The organism is Acinetobacter sp. CAU_H_60 (genome assembly GCF_058599385.1).
Window position 1 is genome coordinate 2,876,790 of the sequence record NZ_CM178653.1, and the last position, 24,365, is coordinate 2,901,154.

General features: G+C 42.8%; 22 protein-coding genes and 1 pseudogene. 7 read left to right on the forward strand and 16 right to left on the reverse strand.

What is annotated here, in order from left to right; all coding sequences use genetic code 11:
• The first annotated feature begins 20 nt into the window (after positions 1-20).
• A protein-coding gene (locus AC4MBN_RS13720; protein ID WP_491880371.1) for an IS3 family transposase occupies positions 21-1,180 on the forward strand; the annotation gives its coding sequence in 2 pieces (ribosomal slippage) (positions 21-255 and positions 255-1,180; 1,161 coding nt in all).
• On the opposite strand, the pseudogene AC4MBN_RS13725 reads toward AC4MBN_RS13720, so the two are convergent.
• Both AC4MBN_RS13725 and AC4MBN_RS13730 read right to left on the reverse strand, forming a co-directional pair.
• Positions 1,151-1,819, reverse strand: a pseudogene (locus tag AC4MBN_RS13725) (hypothetical protein); the annotation flags it as partial. The gene AC4MBN_RS13720 and the pseudogene AC4MBN_RS13725 sit on opposite strands and share 30 nt — an antisense overlap.
• Positions 1,819-4,677: a type VI secretion system Vgr family protein gene (locus tag AC4MBN_RS13730; protein ID WP_491880372.1), complete on the reverse strand. Its 2,859-nt coding sequence runs from the start codon at positions 4,675-4,677 to the stop codon at positions 1,819-1,821. The pseudogene AC4MBN_RS13725 and the gene AC4MBN_RS13730, both read right to left, overlap by 1 nt.
• A 273-nt stretch (positions 4,678-4,950) precedes the next feature.
• Between AC4MBN_RS13730 and AC4MBN_RS13735 the strand changes: the two genes are divergently transcribed.
• The 3 genes from AC4MBN_RS13735 to AC4MBN_RS13745 all read left to right on the forward strand — a co-directional run bounded on the left by AC4MBN_RS13735 (position 4,951) and on the right by AC4MBN_RS13745 (position 9,104).
• Positions 4,951-6,105: a methionine aminotransferase gene (locus AC4MBN_RS13735; protein ID WP_419365001.1), complete on the forward strand. Its 1,155-nt coding sequence runs from the start codon at positions 4,951-4,953 to the stop codon at positions 6,103-6,105.
• A 104-nt stretch (positions 6,106-6,209) separates the two neighbouring features.
• Positions 6,210-7,574: an MATE family efflux transporter gene (locus AC4MBN_RS13740; RefSeq protein WP_179992722.1), complete on the forward strand. Its 1,365-nt coding sequence runs from the start codon at positions 6,210-6,212 to the stop codon at positions 7,572-7,574.
• 162 nt (positions 7,575-7,736) lie between these two features.
• Positions 7,737-9,104, forward strand: a complete 1,368-nt coding sequence (locus AC4MBN_RS13745; protein ID WP_491880373.1) for an LLM class flavin-dependent oxidoreductase — start codon at positions 7,737-7,739, stop codon at positions 9,102-9,104.
• Between the two features lie 149 nt (positions 9,105-9,253).
• Here the strand turns inward: AC4MBN_RS13745 and AC4MBN_RS13750 are convergent, their stop codons facing one another.
• The 11 genes from AC4MBN_RS13750 to AC4MBN_RS13800 all read right to left on the reverse strand — a co-directional run bounded on the left by AC4MBN_RS13750 (position 9,254) and on the right by AC4MBN_RS13800 (position 18,607).
• On the reverse strand, positions 9,254-10,066 hold the full coding sequence (locus AC4MBN_RS13750; protein WP_491880374.1) for an ABC transporter ATP-binding protein: 813 nt from the start codon (positions 10,064-10,066) through the stop codon (positions 9,254-9,256).
• 337 nt (positions 10,067-10,403) lie between these two features.
• Complete coding sequence (locus AC4MBN_RS13755) at positions 10,404-11,216, reverse strand: ABC transporter ATP-binding protein (protein ID WP_491880375.1); 813 nt, start codon at positions 11,214-11,216, stop codon at positions 10,404-10,406.
• A gap of 18 nt (positions 11,217-11,234) precedes the next feature.
• The gene (locus AC4MBN_RS13760; protein WP_491880376.1) at positions 11,235-11,996 is read right to left on the reverse strand and encodes an ABC transporter permease; all 762 of its coding nucleotides are present in this window, start codon (positions 11,994-11,996) and stop codon (positions 11,235-11,237) included.
• A gap of 10 nt (positions 11,997-12,006) precedes the next feature.
• Entirely contained in the window at positions 12,007-12,861 is an 855-nt protein-coding gene (locus AC4MBN_RS13765) for an ABC transporter permease (protein ID WP_491880967.1), read from the reverse strand.
• Positions 12,862-12,888: 27 nt separating this feature from the next.
• Complete coding sequence (locus AC4MBN_RS13770) at positions 12,889-13,956, reverse strand: ABC transporter substrate-binding protein (protein WP_491880377.1); 1,068 nt, start codon at positions 13,954-13,956, stop codon at positions 12,889-12,891.
• Positions 13,957-13,980: 24 nt separating this feature from the next.
• Positions 13,981-14,442, reverse strand: a complete 462-nt coding sequence (locus tag AC4MBN_RS13775; RefSeq protein WP_491880378.1) for a hypothetical protein — start codon at positions 14,440-14,442, stop codon at positions 13,981-13,983.
• A complete protein-coding gene (locus AC4MBN_RS13780) occupies positions 14,432-15,469 on the reverse strand; it encodes a hypothetical protein (RefSeq protein WP_491880379.1) in 1,038 nt (345 codons plus the stop codon). Before AC4MBN_RS13780 ends, AC4MBN_RS13775 begins: the two co-directional genes overlap by 11 nt.
• Positions 15,470-15,482: 13 nt before the next feature.
• Positions 15,483-15,698, reverse strand: a complete 216-nt coding sequence (locus AC4MBN_RS13785; RefSeq protein WP_491880380.1) for a TOBE domain-containing protein — start codon at positions 15,696-15,698, stop codon at positions 15,483-15,485.
• Between the two features lie 110 nt (positions 15,699-15,808).
• Positions 15,809-16,513 (reverse strand): Crp/Fnr family transcriptional regulator, encoded by a 705-nt coding sequence (locus AC4MBN_RS13790; RefSeq protein ID WP_491876394.1) that lies wholly within the window; start codon positions 16,511-16,513, stop codon positions 15,809-15,811.
• Positions 16,514-16,631: 118 nt separating this feature from the next.
• Positions 16,632-17,573: a TauD/TfdA dioxygenase family protein gene (locus AC4MBN_RS13795; protein WP_491880381.1), complete on the reverse strand. Its 942-nt coding sequence runs from the start codon at positions 17,571-17,573 to the stop codon at positions 16,632-16,634.
• A 185-nt stretch (positions 17,574-17,758) separates the two neighbouring features.
• Positions 17,759-18,607 carry an SDR family NAD(P)-dependent oxidoreductase gene (locus AC4MBN_RS13800; RefSeq protein WP_180052699.1) on the reverse strand — a complete coding sequence of 283 codons (849 nt, stop codon included), beginning with the start codon at positions 18,605-18,607 and terminating at the stop codon, positions 17,759-17,761.
• A 219-nt stretch (positions 18,608-18,826) separates the two neighbouring features.
• On the opposite strand from AC4MBN_RS13800, the gene AC4MBN_RS13805 reads away from it, so the two are divergent.
• The 3 genes from AC4MBN_RS13805 (at position 18,827) to phoR (ending at position 21,843) form a co-directional block, all read left to right on the forward strand.
• Complete coding sequence (locus tag AC4MBN_RS13805; RefSeq protein WP_419365019.1) at positions 18,827-19,501, forward strand: TetR/AcrR family transcriptional regulator; 675 nt, start codon at positions 18,827-18,829, stop codon at positions 19,499-19,501.
• A 249-nt stretch (positions 19,502-19,750) separates the two neighbouring features.
• Positions 19,751-20,461: a phosphate regulon transcriptional regulator PhoB gene (phoB, locus tag AC4MBN_RS13810; protein WP_419365021.1), complete on the forward strand. Its 711-nt coding sequence runs from the start codon at positions 19,751-19,753 to the stop codon at positions 20,459-20,461.
• 23 nt (positions 20,462-20,484) lie between these two features.
• Positions 20,485-21,843 carry a phosphate regulon sensor histidine kinase PhoR gene (gene phoR / locus AC4MBN_RS13815; protein WP_491880382.1) on the forward strand — a complete coding sequence of 453 codons (1,359 nt, stop codon included), beginning with the start codon at positions 20,485-20,487 and terminating at the stop codon, positions 21,841-21,843.
• A 52-nt stretch (positions 21,844-21,895) separates the two neighbouring features.
• Here phoR and AC4MBN_RS13820 read toward each other — a convergent pair whose 3' ends face one another.
• From AC4MBN_RS13820 to AC4MBN_RS13830, 3 genes are all read right to left on the reverse strand, one after another.
• Complete coding sequence (locus AC4MBN_RS13820; RefSeq protein WP_491880383.1) at positions 21,896-22,546, reverse strand: glutathione S-transferase; 651 nt, start codon at positions 22,544-22,546, stop codon at positions 21,896-21,898.
• Positions 22,547-22,666: 120 nt separating this feature from the next.
• Positions 22,667-23,065, reverse strand: coding sequence for an OsmC family protein (locus AC4MBN_RS13825; RefSeq protein ID WP_419365027.1), 399 nt, complete (start codon positions 23,063-23,065; stop codon positions 22,667-22,669).
• Positions 23,066-23,099: 34 nt separating this feature from the next.
• Entirely contained in the window at positions 23,100-24,047 is a 948-nt protein-coding gene (locus AC4MBN_RS13830; RefSeq protein WP_419365160.1) for a pirin family protein, read from the reverse strand.
• Between the last annotated feature and the right edge of the window lie 318 nt (positions 24,048-24,365).

Consider the following 24,365-nt stretch of genomic DNA (forward strand, 5'->3'; position numbering starts at 1 on the left):
AATCTTTGGAGATTCAAGAAATGGCTAAACGTTTTAGTCCTGAATTTAAACAGCAAGCAATTGATTATGCACTTTCAAACTCGCACGAATCTTTAGCTGCAATCGCCCAGAAATTAGGTGTTGGTTATTCAACATTGGATAAATGGATTCGTGAAATCAATCCGGCGGGTTCAAGCAAACGCCAACTTTCACCAGAACAACAGCGGATTTTAGAATTAGAGAAAGAAGTCAAACAGCTCAGGGAAGCCAATGACATCTTAAAAAAAGCGCATGTGTACTTTCTGACAGATCATGCCAAGAAAAGTACACGGTAATTCAAGATCTGGATGTGAATGAAGTCACTGTATCTTCTGCCTGTAAATGCCTGGGTGTCAGCACTTCAGGCTATTATGCCTGGCGAAAACGCCAGGCCAATCCAGCGCAGAAATATAATGATTTAAAAGCCGTATATTGGCAGCATCATGCACGATTGGGTGCACCTTCATTAGTACATGACATGCATGATTTAGGGTACACCATGAGCGAACGAACCGTTGGAAGAATGTTAAAAAAACTTGGTCTACGGAGCAAGATTGCACGTAAATACAAGCATACGACTGATTCAAAGCATCGTTTGCCTACAGCACCAAACTTGTTAGATCGCCAATTTACAGTCATGCAGCCTAACAAGGTTTGGACAACGGATATTACCTATATCCGTACCAAGCAAGGTTGGCTGTATTTATGTGTGATGCTGGATCTATTTAGTCGTCGTATCGTGGGATGGCAAACCAGCCATCGAATAGACCGCCAATTGGTGTGTGATGCGTTTCATTATTCAATGGCTCGTCAGGGCTATCCAACAGGTGTTATGGTTCATTCGGACCAAGGCAGTCAGTACTGTAGTCGTGATTTTAGAGCACTCTTGCTGACAAATGATTGTATTCAAAGTATGTCTAGACGAGGAAACTGTTGGGATAATGCCGTGACTGAAAGCTTCTTTCATACATTGAAAGGCCAAGTGGTGCATGGCAGTGTGTTTGTCACTCGAAAAGAGGCGAATGCGGTCTTGTTTGACTATATTGAGATTTATTACAATCGGGTCAGAAGGCATTCTGCAAACGGTTGGTTAAGTCCAGAAGCCTTTGAACAGAAATATATTAAAAGTTTAGAGGGATCGATTGTCCACGATACTGTCTAGGATCACATTTCCTAATCTGTCTACAATTTTGAAACTTGAGACACTTTTGAAGTTTTCATAAGGTTCATCCAGTTTAATTATTATTGGTGTTTGGGATCCATTCCCAGAGTTAACAGAACTTTTTAAAGTAAATTCATCATTCGAAGTTAAAACCAAAATTTCAATATCTCGATTAGGTGAAGATAAAACTTCTACAATACCCTGTTCATTTGAATTACGTTCAAATGACTTTTGACTTCCTTTAGGACGAGAGGTTACTGGGAAATTTATCAGGATTTTCTCTTTACTATCTATAATTTTAAATAAAGTTGTCACTATCCCTTTTGAAGTAGTGGTAACTTTTTTCTGTTGATATTCTTCTATACTTTTTGGTAAAGGTACTTTTACAGGGTCTTTTCTAGAAGAAACTATTGAAGAATTAATAGTTTTAACAACAATATAATCTTTGGTATTAGGTGGTTGAGCTAGAATTTCTACAGTTCGATTCGGTGAAGCATGAAAGATAAATAGACCGTCTTGATCTGTCTTATTGATGTTCTCTCTAGATGAACCTTTATAGCGTGATTTTACTTTTAAATTGATGACATACTTCCCTGATGCATCATAAAGTTTGGATGTAATAGTGACTAACTGACTCATTATTCAGTATCCTCTTTAGTGTATACCTCATCCTCAATTTCCTCGTTTTCTAGGTCCTCCAATAACTCATCAATATCCTCACTATTTAATTCTTGACGTAGATATGTTTGACAAGAATTAAACCCAAAAGCTATAAAATCTGTTTTTTGAGAGGTATAAAACCGTAGAGTACTTATTTGATTTACTTCATTTAGCAGGGATTTTTTGCTTTTAATTAATGTTCCCTCCTTCTTATCAACAATGAAAATTTCTTTTTCTCCTTTACAGGCAGAATTCCATTGATAATTAATTCGATTACTAAACAAAGTTTCCATTTTTGGTAGACTTATTTTTTGTTCAATAATATTTTGACCTTCTTTAAATATATGCTGACCCGCTTTACACTCAAACTTCCCACCTGTTACTCCAAATACACCTTGTCCATTAATCTTTAACTGAGAACCACCAGCAGTAAGCACAATTTCTTTAGGGCTTATAATTTCAATTCGTTCTTCAGTCGAAATAATTTTTATTTTTTGACGAGCAATTGTTTCTATTGCGTCATCTTGTGCCTGGAGTTCGACCTTCCCCTTTGCCGCAATGGCTTTTAATCCTTGTTGGGCTGCAAATAAACTGATCTTGTCCTGAGAGTGAGCAATCAAAGATTTCTGTGTGGAAAAATTAATATTATCTGCAGCACTGTGGTTAATCTGCTGATCAGCTGAAAGATACAGATCTTCATTAGTTGAGAGTGCAATTGAATTCGGTGCACACAGCAGCATTAAAGCCTGTTTAAAGGTTTCAGCCTTGCTTTGATCTTGCTGTTCAATCTGATCCAGAAATTTTTTCAGATGATCTAACCCTTCTAAGGGATCTGTTTGCTGATTTTTGGCAATCTCACTTAAGGCTTTACTATGATTCAAACTAGATTCAAGCTGGCTTTTCGCAGGACTGGCATTTAAGTGATTGGCATTGGCATTTTCTTGTTTATAGGTAGAGAGAAGCAAGCCAGCTCCCGCTCTAAGTGCTCCCCATTGATCTGTTCTTAACTCAAAGCCCTCACCACGCCCGTCGCTAGCCTCATCTTCTTTTGGATGACTTAGATTTCCTAAATTTAGCTGACTGGCCCCATGACTACTTTGCAGCTGTGCACTAATCTGTCCAGTTGTATCATCGAAGCGAAGCTGGTTAAAACCTTCACCCTCCACCTCTTGAGAACGGATACCACTTAGTTTTTTAGTGAATGGCAACTGCCCCTTCTTATCAAACATAGTTTGATAACGTTCAGCTTCATGAATACGTCCAACAATAAAGGGACGATCAATATCCCCTTCGAAGAAATCAATCACCACAATTTCCCCGATACGCGGATGGAATCGGGCGCCATAACCTTCGCCTGCCCATGGCGTTAGCACATCTACCCAGACCGAATCAGTGTCATTATCATTGGCGCCAGCACCACCATCATGCTGATGATCTTCACTACGGGTAAACAAAAAACGAACCTTCACGCGTCCCCATTCATCGACATAAATAGTCTCACCTTCAGGCCCTACCACTTTCGCCCGTTGTGGATAGGCCATTGGCCGATGTTGTAGTGGATGATATTCAGGTATCACCAGAATATCTCGACGAATTAAATACAGCTCATTGCCTTGTCTCTCGTCATCCAGAACTTTCCAGCGACTGGACAGCATGAGCTGATCCACCTGTAGCAAAATGTCTTTTGGTAAATTATTCTGGTTATAGAAGTGTTTGCCCAAAATTAAAAATTCACGCTCATTGCACGGATGTTGATCAATTTCGGGATGATCATGCAGCTCAAACCAGTAACCCACTTGGGCATCACGAACACTACTGCTGGCCTTAAAATATTTGGACTGCATGGCATGAAAGTGACTAAGTTGCTGACTGAGTTGATCCAGTTGAGCTGGACTGGATGATGTAGCCTGATCTTCTCTATTTAGGTCACTGGTCCAAGCTGGGCTAATGTTCCAGACATCTTCCAGACTTAAACTGGTATGATCCTGAACACTGCTCTGCTGAATATTCACTAACTGCTGGTTTTGTTCCTGCTCCAGATCTATAGCTTGCCAGCGTTGCAATGCAACACTGTTTGGTACAAGTTGTCGCTCAGCAATTAGGCTGGTGATAGTATCGAATTGCTCAGTTGCATGACTGCGATGAAAGCGGATGGAACGGCGCTTTAAGGCTTGAAAATATTGCTGCTCATCAACAAGACGCAGGACTTGTGGTTGAATGTTTTGGGCGGATATTGAAACGATTAATTCCTTTTCATCAATCAGCCAGTTAATGCCCTCACTACGCCATAAGCGGGTCAGAAAGTCATAATCACTTTCATTGGACTGTATAACCAATGGCCGTACATCATATTCACGATTTAGTCCGGAAAGATCCAAACTTAAACTTTTCGCAAATAAGCCACTTCGCTTTTGCCATTCGGCAAACAGAATTTCACTAATCGCTTTGACACTTTTATTCAAAAACACACGACTATTACGGCGTTTATGCCAAAGTGAAGTCGCATCTTCGAGAGTCAGCTGATAGACACTTAAAGCACCATCGCTATGCCCCTGTTTAGCTGCGGTAATGATACCTGTAGTCCGGAAAAGCTCACCTTGATCAGTGACCTGATCAACAGCAACCTGACAGCCAATAAACTGTTTTAAGGCAATATAAGGATGGGTGGATAGACAAAGTAATTCAGCATGTAGCCCCTCATTGATCCAGTGCCTGCCTTCAATACGCTGAATCAGAACCTGAGAATTTAAAATTTCATTGGAAAATCGGAGATGAAGTGCACGCTTCTGTGAGCTTAGACCCAAGCCCTCAAGCACCGTATAAATACTCTGTAGCATTTTATAATTATTATTTGAGGTTATTTTTATCGCACTGATTTTAGGGAATAAGCTTAGAACAATCCATCTTGGTATTTATTTCACATGAATTAACCACAAATAGCCTTATCCTGACCTTATATTCTCTATGCTTATGAAATAGAAGATGTATTCTGTTTCAACCTTTTCGATTTTTCTGATTATTTGCTGATTCACTTACTGCTACACTGAAAGCCGAATACTTTATATCTCCTACATCATCCTCGATTACAGGATAAGCCAGAGGCCAAGGATATGCTTGAATTACATTCCAAACTTCCCAATCTGGGCGTCACCATTTTTAGCACCATGTCGGCCTTGGCACAAAAACTCGGGGCAATTAACCTGTCACAAGGTTTTCCGGATTTTCCTGCTCCACCGCAATTGATTGAAGCCCTCAGTCGGGCGGCTGAAAATGGTTTTAACCAATATGCACCGGGTGATGGTTTACTAGTATTACGTGGGCTGGTCGCTGATCTTTATCAGCATCGTGACCAGCTCACTTTAGATCCGGTAGAGGAAATCACCATTACCCCTGGCGCAACGATTGCAATCTTCTGTGCAATTCAGGCAACGGTACGGGCGGGTGAAGAAGTCATTATTTTTGATCCCAGTTATGATAGTTATGCGCCAAGCGTGAAGCTGGTCGGTGCCAAACCGGTACATATCGCTCTGGAATATCCTGGTTTTTCTGTGGACTGGAATAAGGTCAAAGATGCAATCAATGACCGTACCCGCATGATTGTAGTGAATACACCGCATAACCCCACCGGAACGGTATGGACAGAGCAAGACTGGCAACAGCTGATTGAACTGATTCGTGATCGCAATATTGTAGTTCTGTCCGATGAAGTTTATGAACATCTGGTATTTGATGAAATTCGTCATCATTCCGCAGCATCATTTCCGGAACTCCGTGAACGCAGTTTTGTGATTGGTTCTTTTGGTAAAACCTTTCATGTGACCGGCTGGAAAACTGGTTTCTGTGTTGCACCGCCAGCTTTAATGCAGATGTTCAGACAGATTTACCAGTTTGTCAGCTTCTGTGGCGTAACCCCAATTCAGGTGGCTCTGACCGAATATATGCAGCTGCATTCTGAACATATTCATGAGCTGTCCGGTTTTTATCAGGCCAAACGGGATTTGTTTAATCATGCACTTACAGATTCCCGTTTTCACTGGACGCCGTCACAAGGCACCTATTTCCAGAATCTGGATTACAGTGAAATTCGTCCTGATCTGGATGCACTGTCTATGTGCCATTATCTGGCGGAACAACACGGTGTTGTGGCGATTCCGGTATCAGCGTTTTATCAGGAACCGCCTAAAGATTTACACTTATTACGCTTCTGCTTCGCCAAAAAGGATGAAACCTTAATAGAAGCAGCACATATTCTTTCCAAAGTTTAAAAAAAATAGACTTATTGGTTACTGAAAAGCTAAGGCGTTCTTGATGCGGATCAAGGATAATTTAGTCCTGATAAATATATGAAAAATCAAGAACAGGATGTCATATGGCACAGCAAGCATTGGTTCACCAGCAGAATTTATGGAAAACATTTTTTATTTTCCTGTTACCGCTGGTCGTTACCAACATCCTGCAAAGCCTGTCCGGTACGATTAATACTGTTTTTGTGGGGCAAATGCTCGGCGTGCAAGCGATTGCTGCAGTTGCAGTATTTTTCCCGATTCTGTTCTGTCTGATGGCTTTTGTGATTGGTCTCTCTGCAGGTTCTACGGTTCTGGTAGGACAGGCTTGGGGTGCCAGAAACCTGGAAAAAGTGCGCTGTGTAGTTGGCTCTACCCTGTTTATGACGCTGATTGGTGGCAGCCTGATTGCCCTATTGGGTGTATTTTTTGCTGAAAATATCCTGCAATTATTAGGTACAGATCCGGATGTGATGCACCTTTCTTTGCCTTATGTGCAATGGATGTTGGCTGGTAGCCCACTGATTTTTATTTATATTATTTATACTTCAATTTTACGTGGTGTCGGAGATAGCACTACGCCACTGTTTGCCTCTGCCTTAACGATTGGTGTGGGCTTGGTAGTAACACCAGTCTTGATCGCCGGTTATTTCGGTTTTCCTAAGATGGGGATCATCTCTCCAGCAATTGCAACCATTCTGGGGAACTTGGCTGTTCTGTTATTTCTCATTCTCTATTTAAATTATAAGCGTCATCCTCTAAGACCAGACTGGGCGTTGATCAAAGATATTCGTCATCAGCCCCAGCTCAGCAAGATTATCCTGCGCTTAGGTATTCCGACCGGAGTTCAAATGGTCACAACTTCAGTCGCTGGTCTGGTCATTGTGGGTCTAGTCAACCGTTATGGTGCAGAAGCAACAGCAGCCTATGGTGCCGTGAATCAGGTGCTGAATTATATTCAGTTCCCTGCTCTTTCTATTGCCATTGCAGCTTCCGTCTTTGGGGCACAGGCCATTGGTGCTGGTAAAAATGATTTGCTCAATAAAGTGACTCGAACTGCTTTAAGTATGAATATCTTGTTCACAGGTAGTCTGGTAATTCTGGCTTATCTGTTTTCTAAATATCTCATGGCACTATTTATCACTGACCCACAGGTCGTGGTATTGGGTCAGCAACTTCTCTTCATTGTCCTATGGTCGATTTTGTTCTTTGGTGCTAGTGCAATTTTCGCTTCGATCATGCGGGCCAGTGGCACAGTAACAATCCCTATGTTGATCAATATCATTGCCATTATTGGAATTGAAGTACCAGCTGCCTATATGTTCAGCCGCTGGTGGGGTTTACAAGGGATCTGGTATGGCTATGCCCTTGCCTTTGTCTGTCTTTGTATTATGCAAGGCTTGTATTACCAGTTTATCTGGAAGAAAAAGACCATCGAGGCACTGGTTTAATCTTCCGGCCTGAACTACTGGATAAACCTTAGTAAACCACCTCTAAAGAGCGTATTTCCTGCTTAATCCATATTTTTTATATGGATTCATTTTTATTATATTTTTCAGGCATGAAGATCCTTGTTATAAGCAGTGTATTGTATAAAAACACAAGGTCTTCTCATGGCTAAACGACAAATTAAACTGGGTGCTTTTATTCCAACGACTTCGCAACATGCGGCAGGTTGGCGCCATCCTGAATCTCGTCCTCAGGATCATTTAAGCATTGATTATGCGATTGAATTAGCAAAAACTGCTGAACGCGGCCTGTTTGATGCCTATTTCCTTGCAGATGGTCTGGCAGTCAACTGGAGTCATGGCGCTTCCAAACATAATAAGAATGTCGGTTATAGCGATAAAGTTGTGGGCTTTGAACCCGTCACCTTATTCGCAGCGATTTCAGCCGTCACCCAAAATATTGGTTTTATTGCAACTGCTTCTACCACCTATGAAGAACCGTATCTGTTGGCACGAAAATATGCCTCTTTAGACCATATCAGTAAGGGTCGTGCCGCTTGGAATGTCGTCACCACTATATCTGCTGAAACCGCGCGGAACTTTGGTTTCAGTGCACATCCGGATGCCAAAGTCCGTTATGAGCGCGCGGATGAATTTATTGAAGTTGTACAGAAGCTCTGGGATTCCTGGGAAGATGATGCATTCCTCTATGACAAAGAAAGCGGTCATTTCTTTGATGCATCTAAACAGCATGAACCTCTGCATAGCGGCAAATATTTTAATGTCCAGGGTGCACTCAATGTCCCTCGTCCACCACAAGGCTACCCCGTCATTGTTCAGGCAGGCCAGTCTGAAGATGGTCGTGAACTGGCCGCCAAATATGCCGAAGTGATTTTTACCGCCCAACAAAACCTGTCTGATGCCCAAGCCTTCTATCGTGATGTTAAAGGTCGTCTGGTTAAATACGGTCGTCATCCGGATGATCTAAAAGTAATGCCGGGGGTTTCTGTCTTTGTAGCTAAAACAGAACAGGAAGCCAAAGAAAAATATGAATTACTGAATCGTCTGATTCATCCAGATGTCGGTTTAGGCTTACTGTCTGGTCTGGCAGGTGATATTGATCTTTCAAACTATGATTTGGACGCCCCATTTCCTCTCAAAGATATTGAGATCAAGTCTAGCCGTCAGCAAATGATGTTCGAGATTGCAGCGAAGCATCACTTTAGCATTCGCCAGCTATATGAATATATTGCCTCTGCTCGCGGTCACTGGACGCTGATCGGGACACCTGAACAGGTAGTCGACCAGCTACAGGAATGGTTCGAAAATGAAGCGGCTGATGGTTTTAATGTCTTGCCACCAACGACACCTGCCGGTCTGAATGATTTTGTCGATTTCATCGTACCCGAGCTACAACGCCGTGGCCTGTTCCGGACCGAATATGAAGGCACAACTCTACGTGAAAACTTAGGATTGAAACGTCCAGAAAATCAGTATGTGATTGCGCAACAAAATACTGCGGTTGCCTCTTAAAACAGCCATTATAAAAAATGCCCGATAGGGCATTTTTTATTTCTTTAAGTTAAGCACTGGGGTAATTGGGGCTAGTGGAAATGACAAATATGGGCGAAGTTGTGTCGCTGTTGATTTCTGTATAACTTGAAATGAATGAAGCTCCTAGTCTACCAGCAAAACTGACCAAAGCTTGTGAGTAGCGGCTGATCCTTTATAGTTGAAAAATTTAATACTTTTAGAATTTCTCTTTTCAACTGCTGTAGTCGCGTATTCTGGCGCTTGCGTGGGTAAGATAAGGGCACTTTTAAAACCTGTTCGATTCGTCCAGGATTAGCCTGCATCACGGCTACTGAATTGCTCAGCAATAAGGCCTCAGCAATATCTTGGGTCGCTAAAATCACGGTAATTTTTTTGGCTTTCCAGATTCGTTGTAATTCTTCATGCAGATGATGACGCATTAGCGCGTCCAGCCCAGCAAAAGGATCATCTAATAATAAAGTATCCGGTTGAGTAACCAGGCTTTTGGCAATTGCCACTTTCAGATTCATGCCAGCAGACAAGTGTGATGGATAAGCATCCTTAAACGGCGTCAGTTGCAGCAATTCCAACTGTTCCTGAATTCTTCGGTTTTCCTCTTCTCTGCTTAAAGAGATTTGATGTAAGGCCATGCGGATATTTTCCGTCACACTGAGCCAGTTAAACAGTCGATGATCCTGATAGACAATACTGAGATTTGGAAGATGTTCAGCTGGCTGTTTTCCCTGAATCAGAATCTGTCCCTGTTGATGCTGCTCCAAGCCCATCAGTAAACGTAACAATGTGGATTTACCGCATCCAGCATGCCCTACCACACTGACAAAATCACCTGCATGAATATCCAGATTAATATCTTCGAGGATCTGAGCCTGCTGATCTGGTGCTGTGCTATAACTTTTATGCAAATTTTGAATTGTGATTCTACATTGAGAGTGCTCCGTCATTTTTTCTCACCTTTTGCTGCAATACATATTTAATCATTGTTCTAGATTGGTTCTATCCTATTCACGATCTTGGATAAATTTCTGTCTCTTTTGAATCTGCCGAAAATAGGACTCTTTTGACTATAAAAGAGTTTGGGGTAAGGAGTTATCTTGATTTTTTATTTGGTTATCAAAAGCATGTATAAGTTTTAATAGTTAGACATAAACTCATAAATTTCAATATTTTAAAATTTTATTCTTCTATATAACATTATTTAAAATATTCCGCATAACTAAATCGCAACAATGCTTAGGGTAATAAAAAAACCCGCGAATGCGGGTATTCAATTGGCTCAGCTTACCAGGCCAATTTATACTGTTCCAGCTCATGCGGCACAAGCTCGACCTGATCCTGGAAATCAAGCAAGATGTCATTTTTAATGGCCGCCAGACGGTAATCTTCACGCTTACGTGGACGTTCAAGATCCACTTTCACAATACGTTTGATTCGTCCCGGATGTGGCTGCATTACCACTACCCGATCACCTAACAATACTGCTTCCTCTACATCATGAGTGACCAGAATAGAGGTGATCTTTTCTGACTGCCAGATCCGCTGTAATTCCTGCTGCAGATTGGCACGGGTCAAGGCATCCAAGGCACCAAAAGGTTCATCCAGTAATAAAATTTGTGGACGATTCACCAGACTACGTGCAATTGCCACACGCTGGCTCATTCCTCCAGACAGCTGACTTGGATAGGCAGTTTTAAACTGGCTCAATTGCACCAGCTCCAGATGATAATCAATCAGTTCCTGCTTTTCGGCTTTGCTCAGACCTGATTTGTCCAGCGCTAAAGCTACATTCTGCTCGACACTCAGCCAGGGAAACAAACGGTGATCCTGAAACACAATACCGCGATCCAGACTGGTGCCCTGAATCGGTTTGCCATCAATCAAAATGCTGCCTTGAAACTCGGCATCAAGGCCCACCAAAAGCCGCAATAAGGTTGATTTGCCACAGCCACTATTACCGACAATACTGATGAACTCGCCTGGCTGGATATTCAGATTAATCTGGTCTAAAACCTGTAACTCTTCCCCATCTTTAGGGAAGTACTTGTCGAGTTTCTGGATCTCGACATGACCCTTAATATTCACCTGTTGATTCATGTTGTTATCTCACATCTTTTATTTATTGGCCGCCTGACGCCAGCGTAAGTTATAGTTTTCAAAGAATTGTGCTGCCTTGGAAAATAACAGCCCGACAATCGCAATAATGGCCATGCCATATAGCACCACTTCCATCTGGAACAGGTTCTGTCCGTCCATGATTGGATTGACCACGCCAACCGAGGACACAAAGAAATACTCCGCGCCAACAGTCGCCACCCATGAAAACACCAGCGCAATATTCAAACCGGCAAAAATACTTGGGGCTGCTGCGGGTAAAATCACTTTAAAAAAAGTACGTACCGGACTGAGCTGGAAAATCTGCGCCACTTCCTTAATTTTGACCGGCACATTCTTGACCCCGTCATAGGTATTAAAGAACACCGGATAGAACACGACTAAAGCAATAAAAATCACTTTTGAAACTTCACCATGTCCAAACCACATGATCATCAGTGGAATCCAGGCAAATACAGCCACGTGTTTAATAGCATTCAGCGTTGGAGAAAAGATTCGATCCAGCCAGATGTTTAGACCCAGGGCCAAACCCAGCACTGCACCCATCACTCCACCGGTAATAAACCCTGCCGTATTACGCAGTAGGCTGGCGATAATATTTTCTGTCACCTCGCCTGCCTGCCAGCTTTCTACAAAGGCCTGCCATACAGCAGCTGGCGGTGACAGCAAAGCAGGATCAACCCATTGTTTTGCGGTTACGATCAACCAGGCAACCAACAGAACCAGAGGAATGACCCAGCCGCGATAATCTATTTTTTTCATGATGTTCTCTCTATCTAGCCTGATCCCAACCACGGAACTGTTTTTGTATGAGGCGGATAATGACGTCAAAGCCAAATCCCACCAGTCCAATCACTACTACAGTTGCCATCACCACATCGAGCTGGAAAATCTGACGGCCATAGACCATCACATAGCCAATCCCTTCACTTGAAGCCAGCAGTTCTACTGCAACCAGAGCGCCCCATGAACTTGCCAGAGATAAACGCAGACCACCGATAAAACTGATAAAAGCACCCGGCAGAACCACATTTTTAAATCTGGACCAGGTGCTCAGTTGATAAACTTCCGCGACTTCGGTCAATTGCTGTGGAATATTGCGTACCCCTTTAAATACATTGATCGTCATCGGCACCAGCGCGGCTTTAGCGATCAGAATAATCTTAAGGGCTTCATCAATTCCGACCAGTAAAATTAACAGTGGAATCCAGCCGATCACGGGTACCAGATTAATGGCTTTAAACGTAGGCCAGATATAGGCCTCTGCTCGACGTGATAGTCCCATGGTCAGACCTAGGACCAATGCCAGTACAATGCCGGCACTGAACCCGTAGCCAATCCGGCTCAGACTGACACTCAGATTGCTCCACAGTTCGCCGGTTTGATACAGATCTTTCAGGGCGACCCAGACCAGTTCAGGTGCAGGCAGCAATAAAGGGTTCACCCAGTTCCGTTCTACCGACACATGCCACAGATAGAACAGCGCGATGGGGAAAATGACTCCAATTCCCCATATGAACACCTGATTCTGTTTAAAAAAATTCAGAATACTTTTTCGATTCAATCTGGATGCAGCATTGTCCTGTGTCGGTGTCTTGGCTGTTTCAAGCTCGATTTCCTGTAACATCACTCAACCTCCTCAAGGGCATGATGGTTATTGCCCATTGGCATTGAGAGGTTTCCAATAATTCTGTAAATTCAGCGTTTTTACAGCATTATTGACATACTTTGGTTCGATCCATGAATCTACATTGAATTGACCACGAATGAGCTTAAGCTCCTGACCTGCTTTAAGTTTTTGCTTAATCAGACTAACGTTGTATGCATCAAAAATTGGCGCACTATTACGTTTTAAATCCACACCAGTATGTAGTCTGCTAATAACAGAGAAAGGAAGACCTGATTTTGCCCATTGCTTGAATAGCTGATCTTTATTGACAGGATTACTTTCCCAGGCTGCCTGTTTAACTAAGACATTCACGATACGCTGTACCACTTCAGGATATTTCTGTTCAAACTTCGAGTTCACTACAACATAACCTGAAGTTTTATAAACATCTGGTTCATTCTTAGTGGTATAAATGACTTTAGCAATGCCACGATCTACAATGGATAAAATCGGTCCCGCACTCCAGATGGCATCAATATCACCACTGGCAAGTGCTGAATAAGCAACTGGCCCATCCATATTCACAAACCGGAAATCTTTTTCGGTATATCCGTATTTTTTAAGGACATTAATAATCGATAAATGGATATTGGTTCCTTTAAAGAAGCCGATACGTTTACCTTTCAAATCTGCTAATGATTTTGCATTGGAATCTGCAGCAACGGCTAGATAAGTATCTGTTTTAGTACTCGCCACTAAAATAGCTTTGGTATCAAGCCCACTCGACCTACCAATCAGCCCAGGCAAATCCCCAATCCATGTAATATCTACCAAACCATTGGCATAGGATTCATTAATTGCAGGACCCGCACCTTTAAAGTTATTCCATTGCACTTTAATGCCATCTTTCTGGAATTCTTTTTCAAATAAACCCAGTGTCTGTGCCGTTGCATAGTAATTGCCATAACCTACAGGACGGTTACCAGTTCCTACCATTGGAGAGGCAAAACGAATAACATTAGGTTTAGCTTCTGCTGCAAAAGATTGAACAGCAGGCACCAGTGTTGCTGTGAAGAGAAGGCCAGCAAATAATACTTTTGACCATTTAAACATGTGAAAATTCCTCAAAATATAAAATTAGAATCCGTACTGGAATTGTGCGACCAGTTCGTTATAGCTCTTGTTTGTAATGTCATTGTTGACATGGTTCAGGTTGATCTGAAACTTGGTGGTTTCCGCAAAAAATGCATTCAGGCCCAGACTGTGAATATCAACCGTTTGATCGGCTAAATTCTTGTCACGATCAATGGTGTCGTAGCGATAGAAGGCCTGGTAAGACTTTGGCCACCAGTCGTCATAACGGCCCTGATTACGGAAGCCTTTGACAAACTGCTCACCAAAGTTCCAGAACAAGGTACCTGTGTGCGACTCACTTTCACGCTTATAGGTCTGTGCAGTTTGTGAAATATAGGTGTCATCTTCACCTTGCACATATTCATAGGTCATACCGAATGGATGATGGTTATAGTAAATATCAAAGCCTTTACGCAGCACATCGCCTTTACCAGCAAAGGCTGCGCTGGTACCATCAATTTCCAAATAGATTGCTCTTGCCTTGATACCAGGACAGACCAAAACTCAGTTCACGCAGCCATGAGTTATATTCCGCAGGCAAGGTATAACGCAGACGTCCAATAAAGTTTTTGTCATCATTGTCATCCGATTTATTGGCACCATTACCATTCACCAGACCAAAGGCATAGCTGATCATTGGCGAGCGATAGTTATAACCATAGTCCACGGTTGGTAAGGCATCTCCACGCACAATCAGACCGACTTCACGCAATGCCAGTCCATAACCTAGTCCCGGCAAACTAAATAAGGCATTGTTAATGGTAGGTTTCAGGTCTTCAGTGGCCTGAACTTCCTGGCCAAATGGCAATAGTTGCTGACCTAAAGTGACGCTCAAGCGTCCCGTGTCGGCACTTAAGGTTGGTAATACGTGATAAGTCAGCTGTGCATCCAATAAGTTCAGATAACTGTTATTGGTTCCTGTCTGTGGAGAAGTACCAAAACGCAGGTTGAAATCCAGGTTTTTGCCTTCTTCATAGTCTTTATACAGGTTGCCAATAAAACCAATTTGGACTGCACCTAAATCAAACGAAGAGTGGCGGTCTTGAACTGCCATCCCGGTATTGGTACCCGTAGGTGGAGTGCGCTGTGCTTCATCGATATAAGAGGCTTTGGCTTGTACCACCCCGTTAATCAATAACTGACGTGTTGATAATGCCGTTTTGGTATCGCGGTCACGTTGTACCTGATATTTATAGTTTTCCAGATCGCTTTGCAGACCTTGCAACTCGGCACGTGTCACAAAGCTTTGGTCATCATCAGATTCAGTTTCTGCATCAGCAGATAGTTCAGCCTCATCAGCAGTAGTGGCTTCTGTAACGGCTTCGTTCTGATTCTGAATCTGCGCTAACTGGGTTTTTAATTGTTTTAATGACTGCTCGAGTTGACTGACCTGTTGTTGTAACTGACCTACCTCCGCATCTGCATGCGTTAAGCCAATACTCGCGCTTAGCAGAGTCAGTACCGTTGCCCCTTGTTTAAAATATTGCTTCATACAATCGACACACCTACAGTTTTGCCAGTGAAACATCAGTCGATTTGATCAGCACAATCACCTGACTTCCTACCTGCAAATCCAGCTCTTCTACAGAACGTGTCGTAATTACCGAAGTGAAAATACCTGAAGCAGTCACCACATCGACTTCAGAAACCACATCACCTTTTATAATTTCCTGAATAGTACCTTTTAACTGGTTACGCACATTAATAGATTGAATTGTCATTATTAATTCCTGTTGTTTTGGTTGGAATTAATATGCATGATTTTTAATATGCCGAAAAATAATATAAATAGATTTTGATATATTATTTTATAAAATCTAAAAATATTATTTTAAATCCAGTTAATCTGATAATTTAAATATTCTTTGTTTTTAATCACGATATTTTCATATTGCCAATCCAGAATATTTTGACTTGCCAGATTCTTTATCTCTTTATTAATGGTTTGGCGTGAGGCAGAGAGTAAATCTGCTAAATCATGCTGGGAGATCTTGAGTTTAATTTCAGTTCCCAGAGGATGAGAACGACCATACTGAATCGAAAGATCATGCAAAACCTTACATACTTTTTGATGTAAATTAGCGACTTGCAGGAATTTGACCTGCTGGATCAGATATTGCATCCGATGGCTGAGAATATTTAAAGCATCCTGCTTTAAGTGATTGTTATCATTTATTTCTTCTATAAATATATGCTGTGGAATTTGCAGGACTTTAACCTGATTAAAAGCATAATAATCATAATCAATCACTTGTGTATTGAGGCACGGAAGCAGGTTAATCAGATGCTTTTCCGAGAAATAATTAAAGGCATGAAAACGACCCGACGGGCTTAAATATCCAATCTGTATAATCCCATCAAGTAATATATATAAAGCAGTATGGCAGTTTTCTTTATTTAAAATTAAATCGCCTTTTTGATATTTTCGAATCGTTGAACATTTTAAAATATAATCCAGTTTATCCTCAGAGATATTTTTAAATATATTTTTTAATATGTCGTAATTTACATTATTTTTTGCAGTATGAATTTGCATAAAATGATCCACCCTATATTTTATTTAAATATTAGATGGATCATTAATGACTGGCGAATCATTTATTCTTGATTATTTAGCTATTTATATGCAAAGTTTCCAATTGAATAAGAATTACTTATGAAACTTTTTCATAAATACCGTCTTCACTGTTATAGCGGAAATTGCTGATATCCTGCTTGACATCTTTACGCAGTTCACGGCTTGGACGGCCATCCACACCTACTGGCACATCACCCTCTAAAGTCACACGGCGTACTACACGGTGCTGGTCACCATAATCATTAATCGCACGGTGTTGTGTCGCACGGTTATCCCAGATTGCCACATCACCTGCACTCCAGCGCCAGCTGACAATATTTTCCAGCTTCTCCACATAACTTTGGAACAGGTCGAATAAACGGCGTGATTCACTTGAACTATAACCGACAAAGCTCTTAAAGAAATGGCCCAATAACAAGGTTTTTTCACCTGTTTCAGGATGAACACGTACCAACGGATGTTCAGTTTCATATTCAGTTGAGTTGAAGTAGTTTTTATATTTTTCCAAAGCTTCTTTTGGAACACTGACTTTTGCAGCATAGTCAAAGTTGTTGCTGTGAATCGCACGCAAGCTATCCGCCAGTGTTTTCAGTTCTTCAGGTAAATCATTGTAGGCAGCGGTTGTATTTGCCCATACGGTATTGCCACCTACTGCAGGTGCAACCACGCTACGCAGGATAGAAGCTTTTGGATAAGCATCAATAAAACTGATGTCCGTATGCCAGCTGTCTGCACGTGCACCGCGTGAATCAATTTCCAGAATATGTGCAGAGCCATCTTTTACCGGTACAGTCGGGTGATTCAACGGCGTGCCTAAACGCGCTGCAAAGGCTTCTTGGGCGACATCATCCAGATGTTGCTGATCTTTAAAGAAGATCGCTTTATGCTGCAATAATGCCTGATTGATTTCATTCACCACTTCATCAGCCAAATCCGCTGACAGTTTTACGCCCTGGATTTCAGCGCCAATACGGCCACCAATTGGTTGTACCTGGATGTGTTTATATTCATAAGTCATGATTATTTCCTCTATCTATAATTATGTCGACCTTCGGTCTGTGAAATCATCATGCCGAATCGGCTTATCTAACGCTGTCAATTTATTGACATTCTTATGCACCATTTTTGATTTATAAAATACTTTAGCTGCTTAAGTTTTCGGGCATAAAAAAACCCGCTTACGCGGGCTTTGATCAGAGTGTTTTAAGCTGACTTTTTCTTCTGCTTGCCGAGGCGGGTAGCTAAAGCCGTGACTTTCTGATAGCCAGTTGGCATGAGGCGCTGAATTAAATCAATCGCTTTGGCATCATTCCCAATCAGCAGACGGCGTTTGTCTTTTTGTACCGCATCCAGTATTTGACGGGCTGCTTCTTCTGGTGGGCAACGCAGCAGCTTATTAAAATTCTGTGCAGATTTTTCCGGATGCATTCCCAGACTACGGATACTGTCATTCATTTTCGCTGCAATGGCGATATTGGTGCGGATTCCGCCTGGGTGTACACAGAGTGCGCTTACGCCGCAGTTTTCCATATCCAGTTCCTGACGCAAGGATTCGGTAAAACCACGCACAGCGAATTTAGTGGCATTATAAGCAGACTGAGTTGGCTGGGCAGTTAAACCGAACAGGCTGGAAATATTGATGACATGACCATCACCGGTTTTCTTGATTAAAGGCAGGAATTCTTTGGTACCATAGACCACGCCCCAGAAGTTAATGCCTACGATCCATTCCAGCTCTTCATAGCTGGCGCCTTCTACGGTAGAACCGAGTGCCACGCCAGCATTATTAAAGATCATATTCACGCTGCCATGATCTTTCTCGACCTCAGCGGCCCAAGCGTGCATTTCTTCCAGATTAGCCACATTGACCTTTTTGGTTGTGACACGAACATCAGTACCTTTCAGCAGCTCAACGGTTTTAGCCAGACCCTGTTCATTCACATCGCTTAAAGCTAAATGACAGCCCTGCTTCGCTAAAAGCACCGCAAGTTGCTGGCCGATACCTGAACCTGCACCTGTGATGGCCGCGACTTTATTATTAAAATTTTTCATTGAATTTCCTTGATTAAAACACTGCCCTTCCATGACAGCCTGTTTTTCTGTCGCATAGGGATACAGCACACCGTTTCAATATAGTTTTGACAATCCATATTGTCAATAATTCCAGCATGTCTCTACGGGCCAATTTTCAGGTTTGAATTTCAGCATAGGTCAAAGCCGGATTTATTGATAAGATACTTAAAATCTCAAGCACATGAGTCTATGGTCTTTATGACGGATGCAGTAAATTCAGGACAAAAACTAGCAAGTAAAAGTAAAGAACGCCAGTTTAAAGGACTTTCTATGGCTGAGCGTCAGCAGGCACGTCGTGAAAAGCTGATTGAGGCCGGGATCGAGGCTTATGGTCGTCATGGTTTCTTTTCAGTCACAGTAAAGGATATCTGTAACGAAGCCAAACTGACTGAACGTTATTTTTATGAATCCTTTAAGAAAAGCGAACATCTGTTCCAGACTATTTTCCTCAAGCTGATTGACCAGTTACAGCAAAATGTCATGCAGGCGATGATGCAGGCTTCTTCTGATCCAAAGAAAATGATCGAAGCCGGTCTGACTGCCTTGCTGACGACCTTGCGTGACAATCCACGTATGGCACGGATCATTTATATCGATGCCATGCTGGTGCAGGAACTGCATAATCAGGCCACCATTCATGAAACCATGTCACGTTTCGACCGCATGATTCACGCCTTTGTCATGTTGATGATGCCGCAGTTAAATCGCAGTGAGCAGGAAATTTCACTGGTGTCGACCGGTTTAAATGGTTATGTCACCCAAATTGCCATTCGTTGGGTGATGAGCGGTTTTAAGCATTCGCTTGAGGAAGTTTTATCGTCTTGTAGTGTGGTTTTTTTGGCGCTGCTCGAGTCATTTTCAGAGAAAAAATAGCTGTTAAATCCTGTGCTTAATAGGCTTTTCTGCATTTACCAGTCAGTTGAATATTTATGCTGTACTGCGGAAATGAGTAAAATTAATTTATGATTTTTTAACAAGTTTCTGCGCTATATTTGTCACAAATCTTTTCGAATTTCAGCAGTTTTTCCCTTTCTGCAATGATACTGTCATAATTAGTCTTTGTAATAAGCCTGTCATAAATATAAAACGGTTCACCGTTTACATGAAATAGGGTATTGCGTTGTGAAAGATGACTACATATTAATCGTCGATGACGAGCTCCCGATTCGGGAAATGATCCATACCTCTCTGGATATGGCCGGTTTTCAGTGCTTACAGGCAGAAGATGCCAAGCAGGCTCATCAAATGATTGTGGACCAGCGTCCAGCATTGATTTTGCTGGACTGGATGATGCCGGGTGGTGTCAGCGGTGTGGACCTGTGTCGTCGTCTGAAACGTGATGAAAGCCTGTCTGAAATCCCGGTGATCATGCTGACAGCACGCGGTGAAGAAGACCACAAGGTACAAGGTCTGGATGCCGGTGCCGATGACTACATGACCAAACCGTTCTCGACCCGGGAACTGGTTTCCCGGATTAAGGCGGTATTGCGCCGTGCCAATGCCCTGAGTGGTGAAAAAACCATTGATGCCAATGGCCTGATTCTGGATCCGGTCAGCCAGCGGGTCAATTTTGGCAACAACATTCTGGAAATGGGACCCACTGAATACCGTTTACTGGCATTCTTTATGACCCATCCGGAACGTGCCTATACCCGTGCGCAATTGCTGGATCAGGTTTGGGGCGGTAACGTCTATATTGAAGACCGGACCATCGATGTGCATATCCGCCGTTTGCGTAAAGTGCTGGAACCTTATGGCGCTGACCGCTATGTACAAACTGTACGTGGCACCGGTTACCGTTTCTCGACCCGTGCCGATGTTGCACTCGGTTAATTATTTTAGGTAAATCTTGTTTTATGTATGAGCCCTATCCTGTTCCCGAACTGTCACATGAGCACAAAAGACTCCGTTACAGCAGCTTATGGGATTTTGCCAAGCAAGATTTACGTCTCCTTCTTCTCTTCCTGGTGATTGCCAGTTGTATTGGTCTAGGCATCGGTTATTTCTGGATCTGTATTGTTCTGGCCTTTGTTGCCTTCTTTGGCACACAGTTGCGTTCACTCTACCTGGTCAATGAATGGATTTCTAATCGTCCTTATGATGTTCCACCGAATATTGGTGGGATATGGGGTGCGCTACTTTTCAATGTTTATCGCGCCCAACGTCAGGAACGGATTGTTCAAGCGGAAATGGTCGAATTGATTGATCGTGCCCAGTCTTCGCTGGTGGCCTTGCAAGAAGCCGTGGTACTACTTGATGAAAACCAGCAGATTGAATGGTGGAATCCAGCGGCCGAACGTCTGCTCGGAATCTCGAGTGATGACCGTCGCCGTAATATCCTGACCTTGTTACGCCAACCGAGTTTTATTGACTACTATCATCATATTGATGATGCGCCCGATGGCCTTAAAATGAAGTCTTCGATATTCGAAGATCATTACGTACAGATTAAAATGACCCGCTTTGGCGGTGAAAGCCGTTTACTGGTCGCCTATGATGTGACCCGGATGCACAATCTGGAACAGATGCGTAAGGACTTTGTCGATAATATTTCGCATGAGCTGCGTACACCTTTGACCGTGCTCAGCGGCTATATCGAAACCTTTACCAATCAGGAAGATATTAGCCCACGCTGGAAACGCGCCTTTGACCAGATGCAATCCCAGACCCGTCGCATGAATGCACTGGTGAATGACCTGTTGCTGCTATCCCGTCTGGAAAATGACAAGAATATTGCCAAGAACCAGATTATTGATATGCCGAATCTGATGAACCAGCTGTTTGATGATGCGCAAGCCTATAACGTGGATTATGGCCATACCCTAAATCTGGATATTGACAGTCACTGTGACCTGATTGGCTCAGATATGGAAATTGCCAGTGCCTTCAGTAACCTGATTACCAATGCCATCAAGTACACGCCTAAAGGTGGAACCGTCACCATGGGCTGGCATGATGATGGTGAATCGGCCTATTTTGTCGTAGAAGATACTGGAATTGGCATTGATCCTAAACACTTACCTCGCTTGACTGAACGTTTTTACCGGGTTGATTCTGACCGTAGTCGCCGTACTGGTGGTACAGGTTTGGGACTGGCGATTGTGAAGCATGTACTGATGCAACATCAGGCCCAGCTCGAAATTGATTCCCGTGAAAATCAGGGCTCCACCTTTAAGGTGATTTTCCCTAAAGAACGCCTCAGTTTCCCAGACTGATGCAAAAATAAAAAAAGGTGCAAGTCGCACCTTTTCTTTTTTAGCGAAGGCTTTAAGACTTTAATGCCTGCTCTTTGGATAAGGCCCGGAAATAAGCCGCTCGATGCGAGATCCGTTCCAGATAGGCTTGAATCGCCGGATAGCTTTTACCGGTACGGCTTTGCATGGCTTCAAGCGGAAAGCTCATCTGGATATCAGCAAAACTGAAACGACCGGCAAAATATTCATGCTGGCTTAAATGATCTTCCAGAAACTGGATATGGTCTTTTAAACGGCTTTGCACAAACTGCTTCTTCACCCCTTCACAAATTGTTTTAGCAACCGGACGTACCAGAAATGGCACTTGCTCAGGAACTTTGGTCATCACCAGTTGCATCACCAGTAAAGGCATCAAAGACCCTTCTGCATAATGCATCCAGTAGCGGTATTGCGCCTTGTTCTCGGCACTGATCGGCTGAAACTGATAGGTCGAATCATAGGTTTCTTGGAGATACTCCAGAATGGCGGCAGACTCAGCCAGTACCAGATTCTGATCTTCCAGAATCGGGGCTTTACCCAGAGGATGAACCTGTTTCAAAGCAGGCGGAGCAGAATAGTTAGGCAGGCGTTTGTAATACTTGATCTCATAATCAAGTTCCAGCTCTTCCAAGGCCCACACGATTCGAAATGATCTTGATTGTTCGAGATGATGTAAAACACGCATATTAGACTCATGATTTTATTGTTATTACTGCGTGAGCATAGCAAAAAGTCTGGCTCTAACTAAAGAGTTTATCAGTCTACTTACATTTTCCCTACCGGATATAGCGTACCCTCTTTTAGCTTAAATCAGGTTAGTGCGGATCTCCAGACTGCGTAACAGGGTTTTGGTCACTGGGGTTTTGGCACAAATCTCCAGAATTTTCTGCTGCAAAGCCGAATCATGAGCAATATCGAAACTTAAGCGTCGTTCAATCCATTCCTGTCCTTCTTTATTGGCAAAGAATTCTGCTTCAACCTGAAAGTCGCCCAGTTCAATGTCCTTATGCTTGGCATACATGCGCAACGTAATCATGGTGCAAGAGATCAGACTGCCTAAAAGCAGATCATAAGGTGCAGGACCTGCATCCTGCCCGCCGAAGGATTCAGGTTTATCGGTCAGATAATGATGTTGACCATGACTGATTTCTCCCTGCCACGGTATGGTTAAGCTCTGTATTTTGGCAATTGCGATACGGGCCATACTGATCCTTTGTTCTTATAGTTATATGAAAGATTTATCGAGAAACACGCATATGTTCTGGAAATGCCGGTGCTTCCATGCGCGGCCCATCATAGCTTGGAATGGTGCCAAAACGCGGGTGCCCCATCATCCACTGTTCACGGGCCAGCTTCAGTTCTTCCACATCACGACCAACCAGATTCCACCACAATAAAATAGGGCTTTCAAACGGCTCTCCACCAATCAGCAAAACTCGTCCACGCGCATGAATTTCAACATCCACATGCTGTAATCCAGGCTCAAGAATCACCATATTATCTTCGGTCAGTTCATGCCCATTAATACTTGCCAGACCCTCAAGGGCCATAAAGCCATATTCAAATCTTGGATCTAAACTCAAATGGGCACGGGTACTTTCAGCAGCAAACAGATCCACACCCAAAAGTTCGGTATGCACTTTAACCGGGGATTGTGTATTTAGGAATTCCCCGACTAGGACCGTACATTGAATGCCTTGTTCTTCGATCACAGGTAATTCCGGATAATGATCAAACGCGGGAGCCATATTGATCTTGTCATCAGGCAGGGCGATCCAGAGCTGTGCTGCATGCATCTTGGTTTCAGTTTCCGGTGAAACCTCTGTATGCGAAATGCCATAGCCTGAAGTCATCAGATTAACCTGTTTCGGCCGGATCAATTGCCGGTTACCCAGACTGTCACTGTGCATCATGGTGCCTTCAATCATCCAGGTAAAAGTTTGCAGGCCAATATGCGGATGCGGTCCGATATCCAGACCATCTCCCTGAGGAAACTGAGTAGGACCGGCATGATCCAGAAAACACCAGGCGCCAATCATGCGTTTATGCCGACTCGGCAAGGCGCGTTTAATGACAGTTCCCTGCCCGATTTCTGCACGCCGTAAAGGAACTTCCTGTATGAACTGATTGATATACTTTTCACAATCATCTGAATTTGACAGTTCAATATCATTATTATTCGACATGGTTGAGCTGACCTCGGCAAGTTCATTCTGGCTGTATGCTGCATCAAGACATCTTTCCCTGATCATCACAAGATGTCTACCTCATACAACAATGTACCGCGTCTACCCGCAAAATCTATCTTTGGAAATATTTCGATACGTATAAAATGTGCTACTCATCAGAACAGTTCAAATACTTAAAGGCTTCAGTCTTTCAAATCCTGTAATCAAGATCTTGGTGATGAATCATATAATCATTCAAGTAACCAGCATTATCTCGTTTAAATCAACTTATTCATCATGCTCATGTTTCACGTGAAACGCTCATTTTTATTTATA

What these genes read in the sequence shown, in the direction of transcription:
- AC4MBN_RS13730 (WP_491880372.1), bottom strand. Translation starts at nt 4,677, where the DNA reads ATGCTACAGAGTATTTATACGGTGCTTGAGGGCTTGGGTCTAAGCTCA.
- AC4MBN_RS13735 (WP_419365001.1), top strand. Translation starts at nt 4,951, where the DNA reads ATGCTTGAATTACATTCCAAACTTCCCAATCTGGGCGTCACCATTTTT.
- AC4MBN_RS13740 (WP_179992722.1), top strand. Translation starts at nt 6,210, where the DNA reads ATGGCACAGCAAGCATTGGTTCACCAGCAGAATTTATGGAAAACATTT.
- AC4MBN_RS13745 (WP_491880373.1), top strand. Translation starts at nt 7,737, where the DNA reads ATGGCTAAACGACAAATTAAACTGGGTGCTTTTATTCCAACGACTTCG.
- AC4MBN_RS13750 (WP_491880374.1), bottom strand. Translation starts at nt 10,066, where the DNA reads ATGACGGAGCACTCTCAATGTAGAATCACAATTCAAAATTTGCATAAA.
- AC4MBN_RS13755 (WP_491880375.1), bottom strand. Translation starts at nt 11,216, where the DNA reads ATGAATCAACAGGTGAATATTAAGGGTCATGTCGAGATCCAGAAACTC.
- AC4MBN_RS13760 (WP_491880376.1), bottom strand. Translation starts at nt 11,996, where the DNA reads ATGAAAAAAATAGATTATCGCGGCTGGGTCATTCCTCTGGTTCTGTTG.
- AC4MBN_RS13765 (WP_491880967.1), bottom strand. Translation starts at nt 12,861, where the DNA reads ATGTTACAGGAAATCGAGCTTGAAACAGCCAAGACACCGACACAGGAC.
- AC4MBN_RS13770 (WP_491880377.1), bottom strand. Translation starts at nt 13,956, where the DNA reads ATGTTTAAATGGTCAAAAGTATTATTTGCTGGCCTTCTCTTCACAGCA.
- AC4MBN_RS13780 (WP_491880379.1), bottom strand. Translation starts at nt 15,469, where the DNA reads ATGAAGCAATATTTTAAACAAGGGGCAACGGTACTGACTCTGCTAAGC.
- AC4MBN_RS13785 (WP_491880380.1), bottom strand. Translation starts at nt 15,698, where the DNA reads ATGACAATTCAATCTATTAATGTGCGTAACCAGTTAAAAGGTACTATT.
- AC4MBN_RS13790 (WP_491876394.1), bottom strand. Translation starts at nt 16,513, where the DNA reads ATGCAAATTCATACTGCAAAAAATAATGTAAATTACGACATATTAAAA.
- AC4MBN_RS13795 (WP_491880381.1), bottom strand. Translation starts at nt 17,573, where the DNA reads ATGACTTATGAATATAAACACATCCAGGTACAACCAATTGGTGGCCGT.
- AC4MBN_RS13800 (WP_180052699.1), bottom strand. Translation starts at nt 18,607, where the DNA reads ATGAAAAATTTTAATAATAAAGTCGCGGCCATCACAGGTGCAGGTTCA.
- AC4MBN_RS13805 (WP_419365019.1), top strand. Translation starts at nt 18,827, where the DNA reads ATGACGGATGCAGTAAATTCAGGACAAAAACTAGCAAGTAAAAGTAAA.
- phoR (WP_491880382.1), top strand. Translation starts at nt 20,485, where the DNA reads ATGTATGAGCCCTATCCTGTTCCCGAACTGTCACATGAGCACAAAAGA.
- AC4MBN_RS13820 (WP_491880383.1), bottom strand. Translation starts at nt 22,546, where the DNA reads ATGCGTGTTTTACATCATCTCGAACAATCAAGATCATTTCGAATCGTG.
- AC4MBN_RS13825 (WP_419365027.1), bottom strand. Translation starts at nt 23,065, where the DNA reads ATGGCCCGTATCGCAATTGCCAAAATACAGAGCTTAACCATACCGTGG.
- AC4MBN_RS13830 (WP_419365160.1), bottom strand. Translation starts at nt 24,047, where the DNA reads ATGTCGAATAATAATGATATTGAACTGTCAAATTCAGATGATTGTGAA.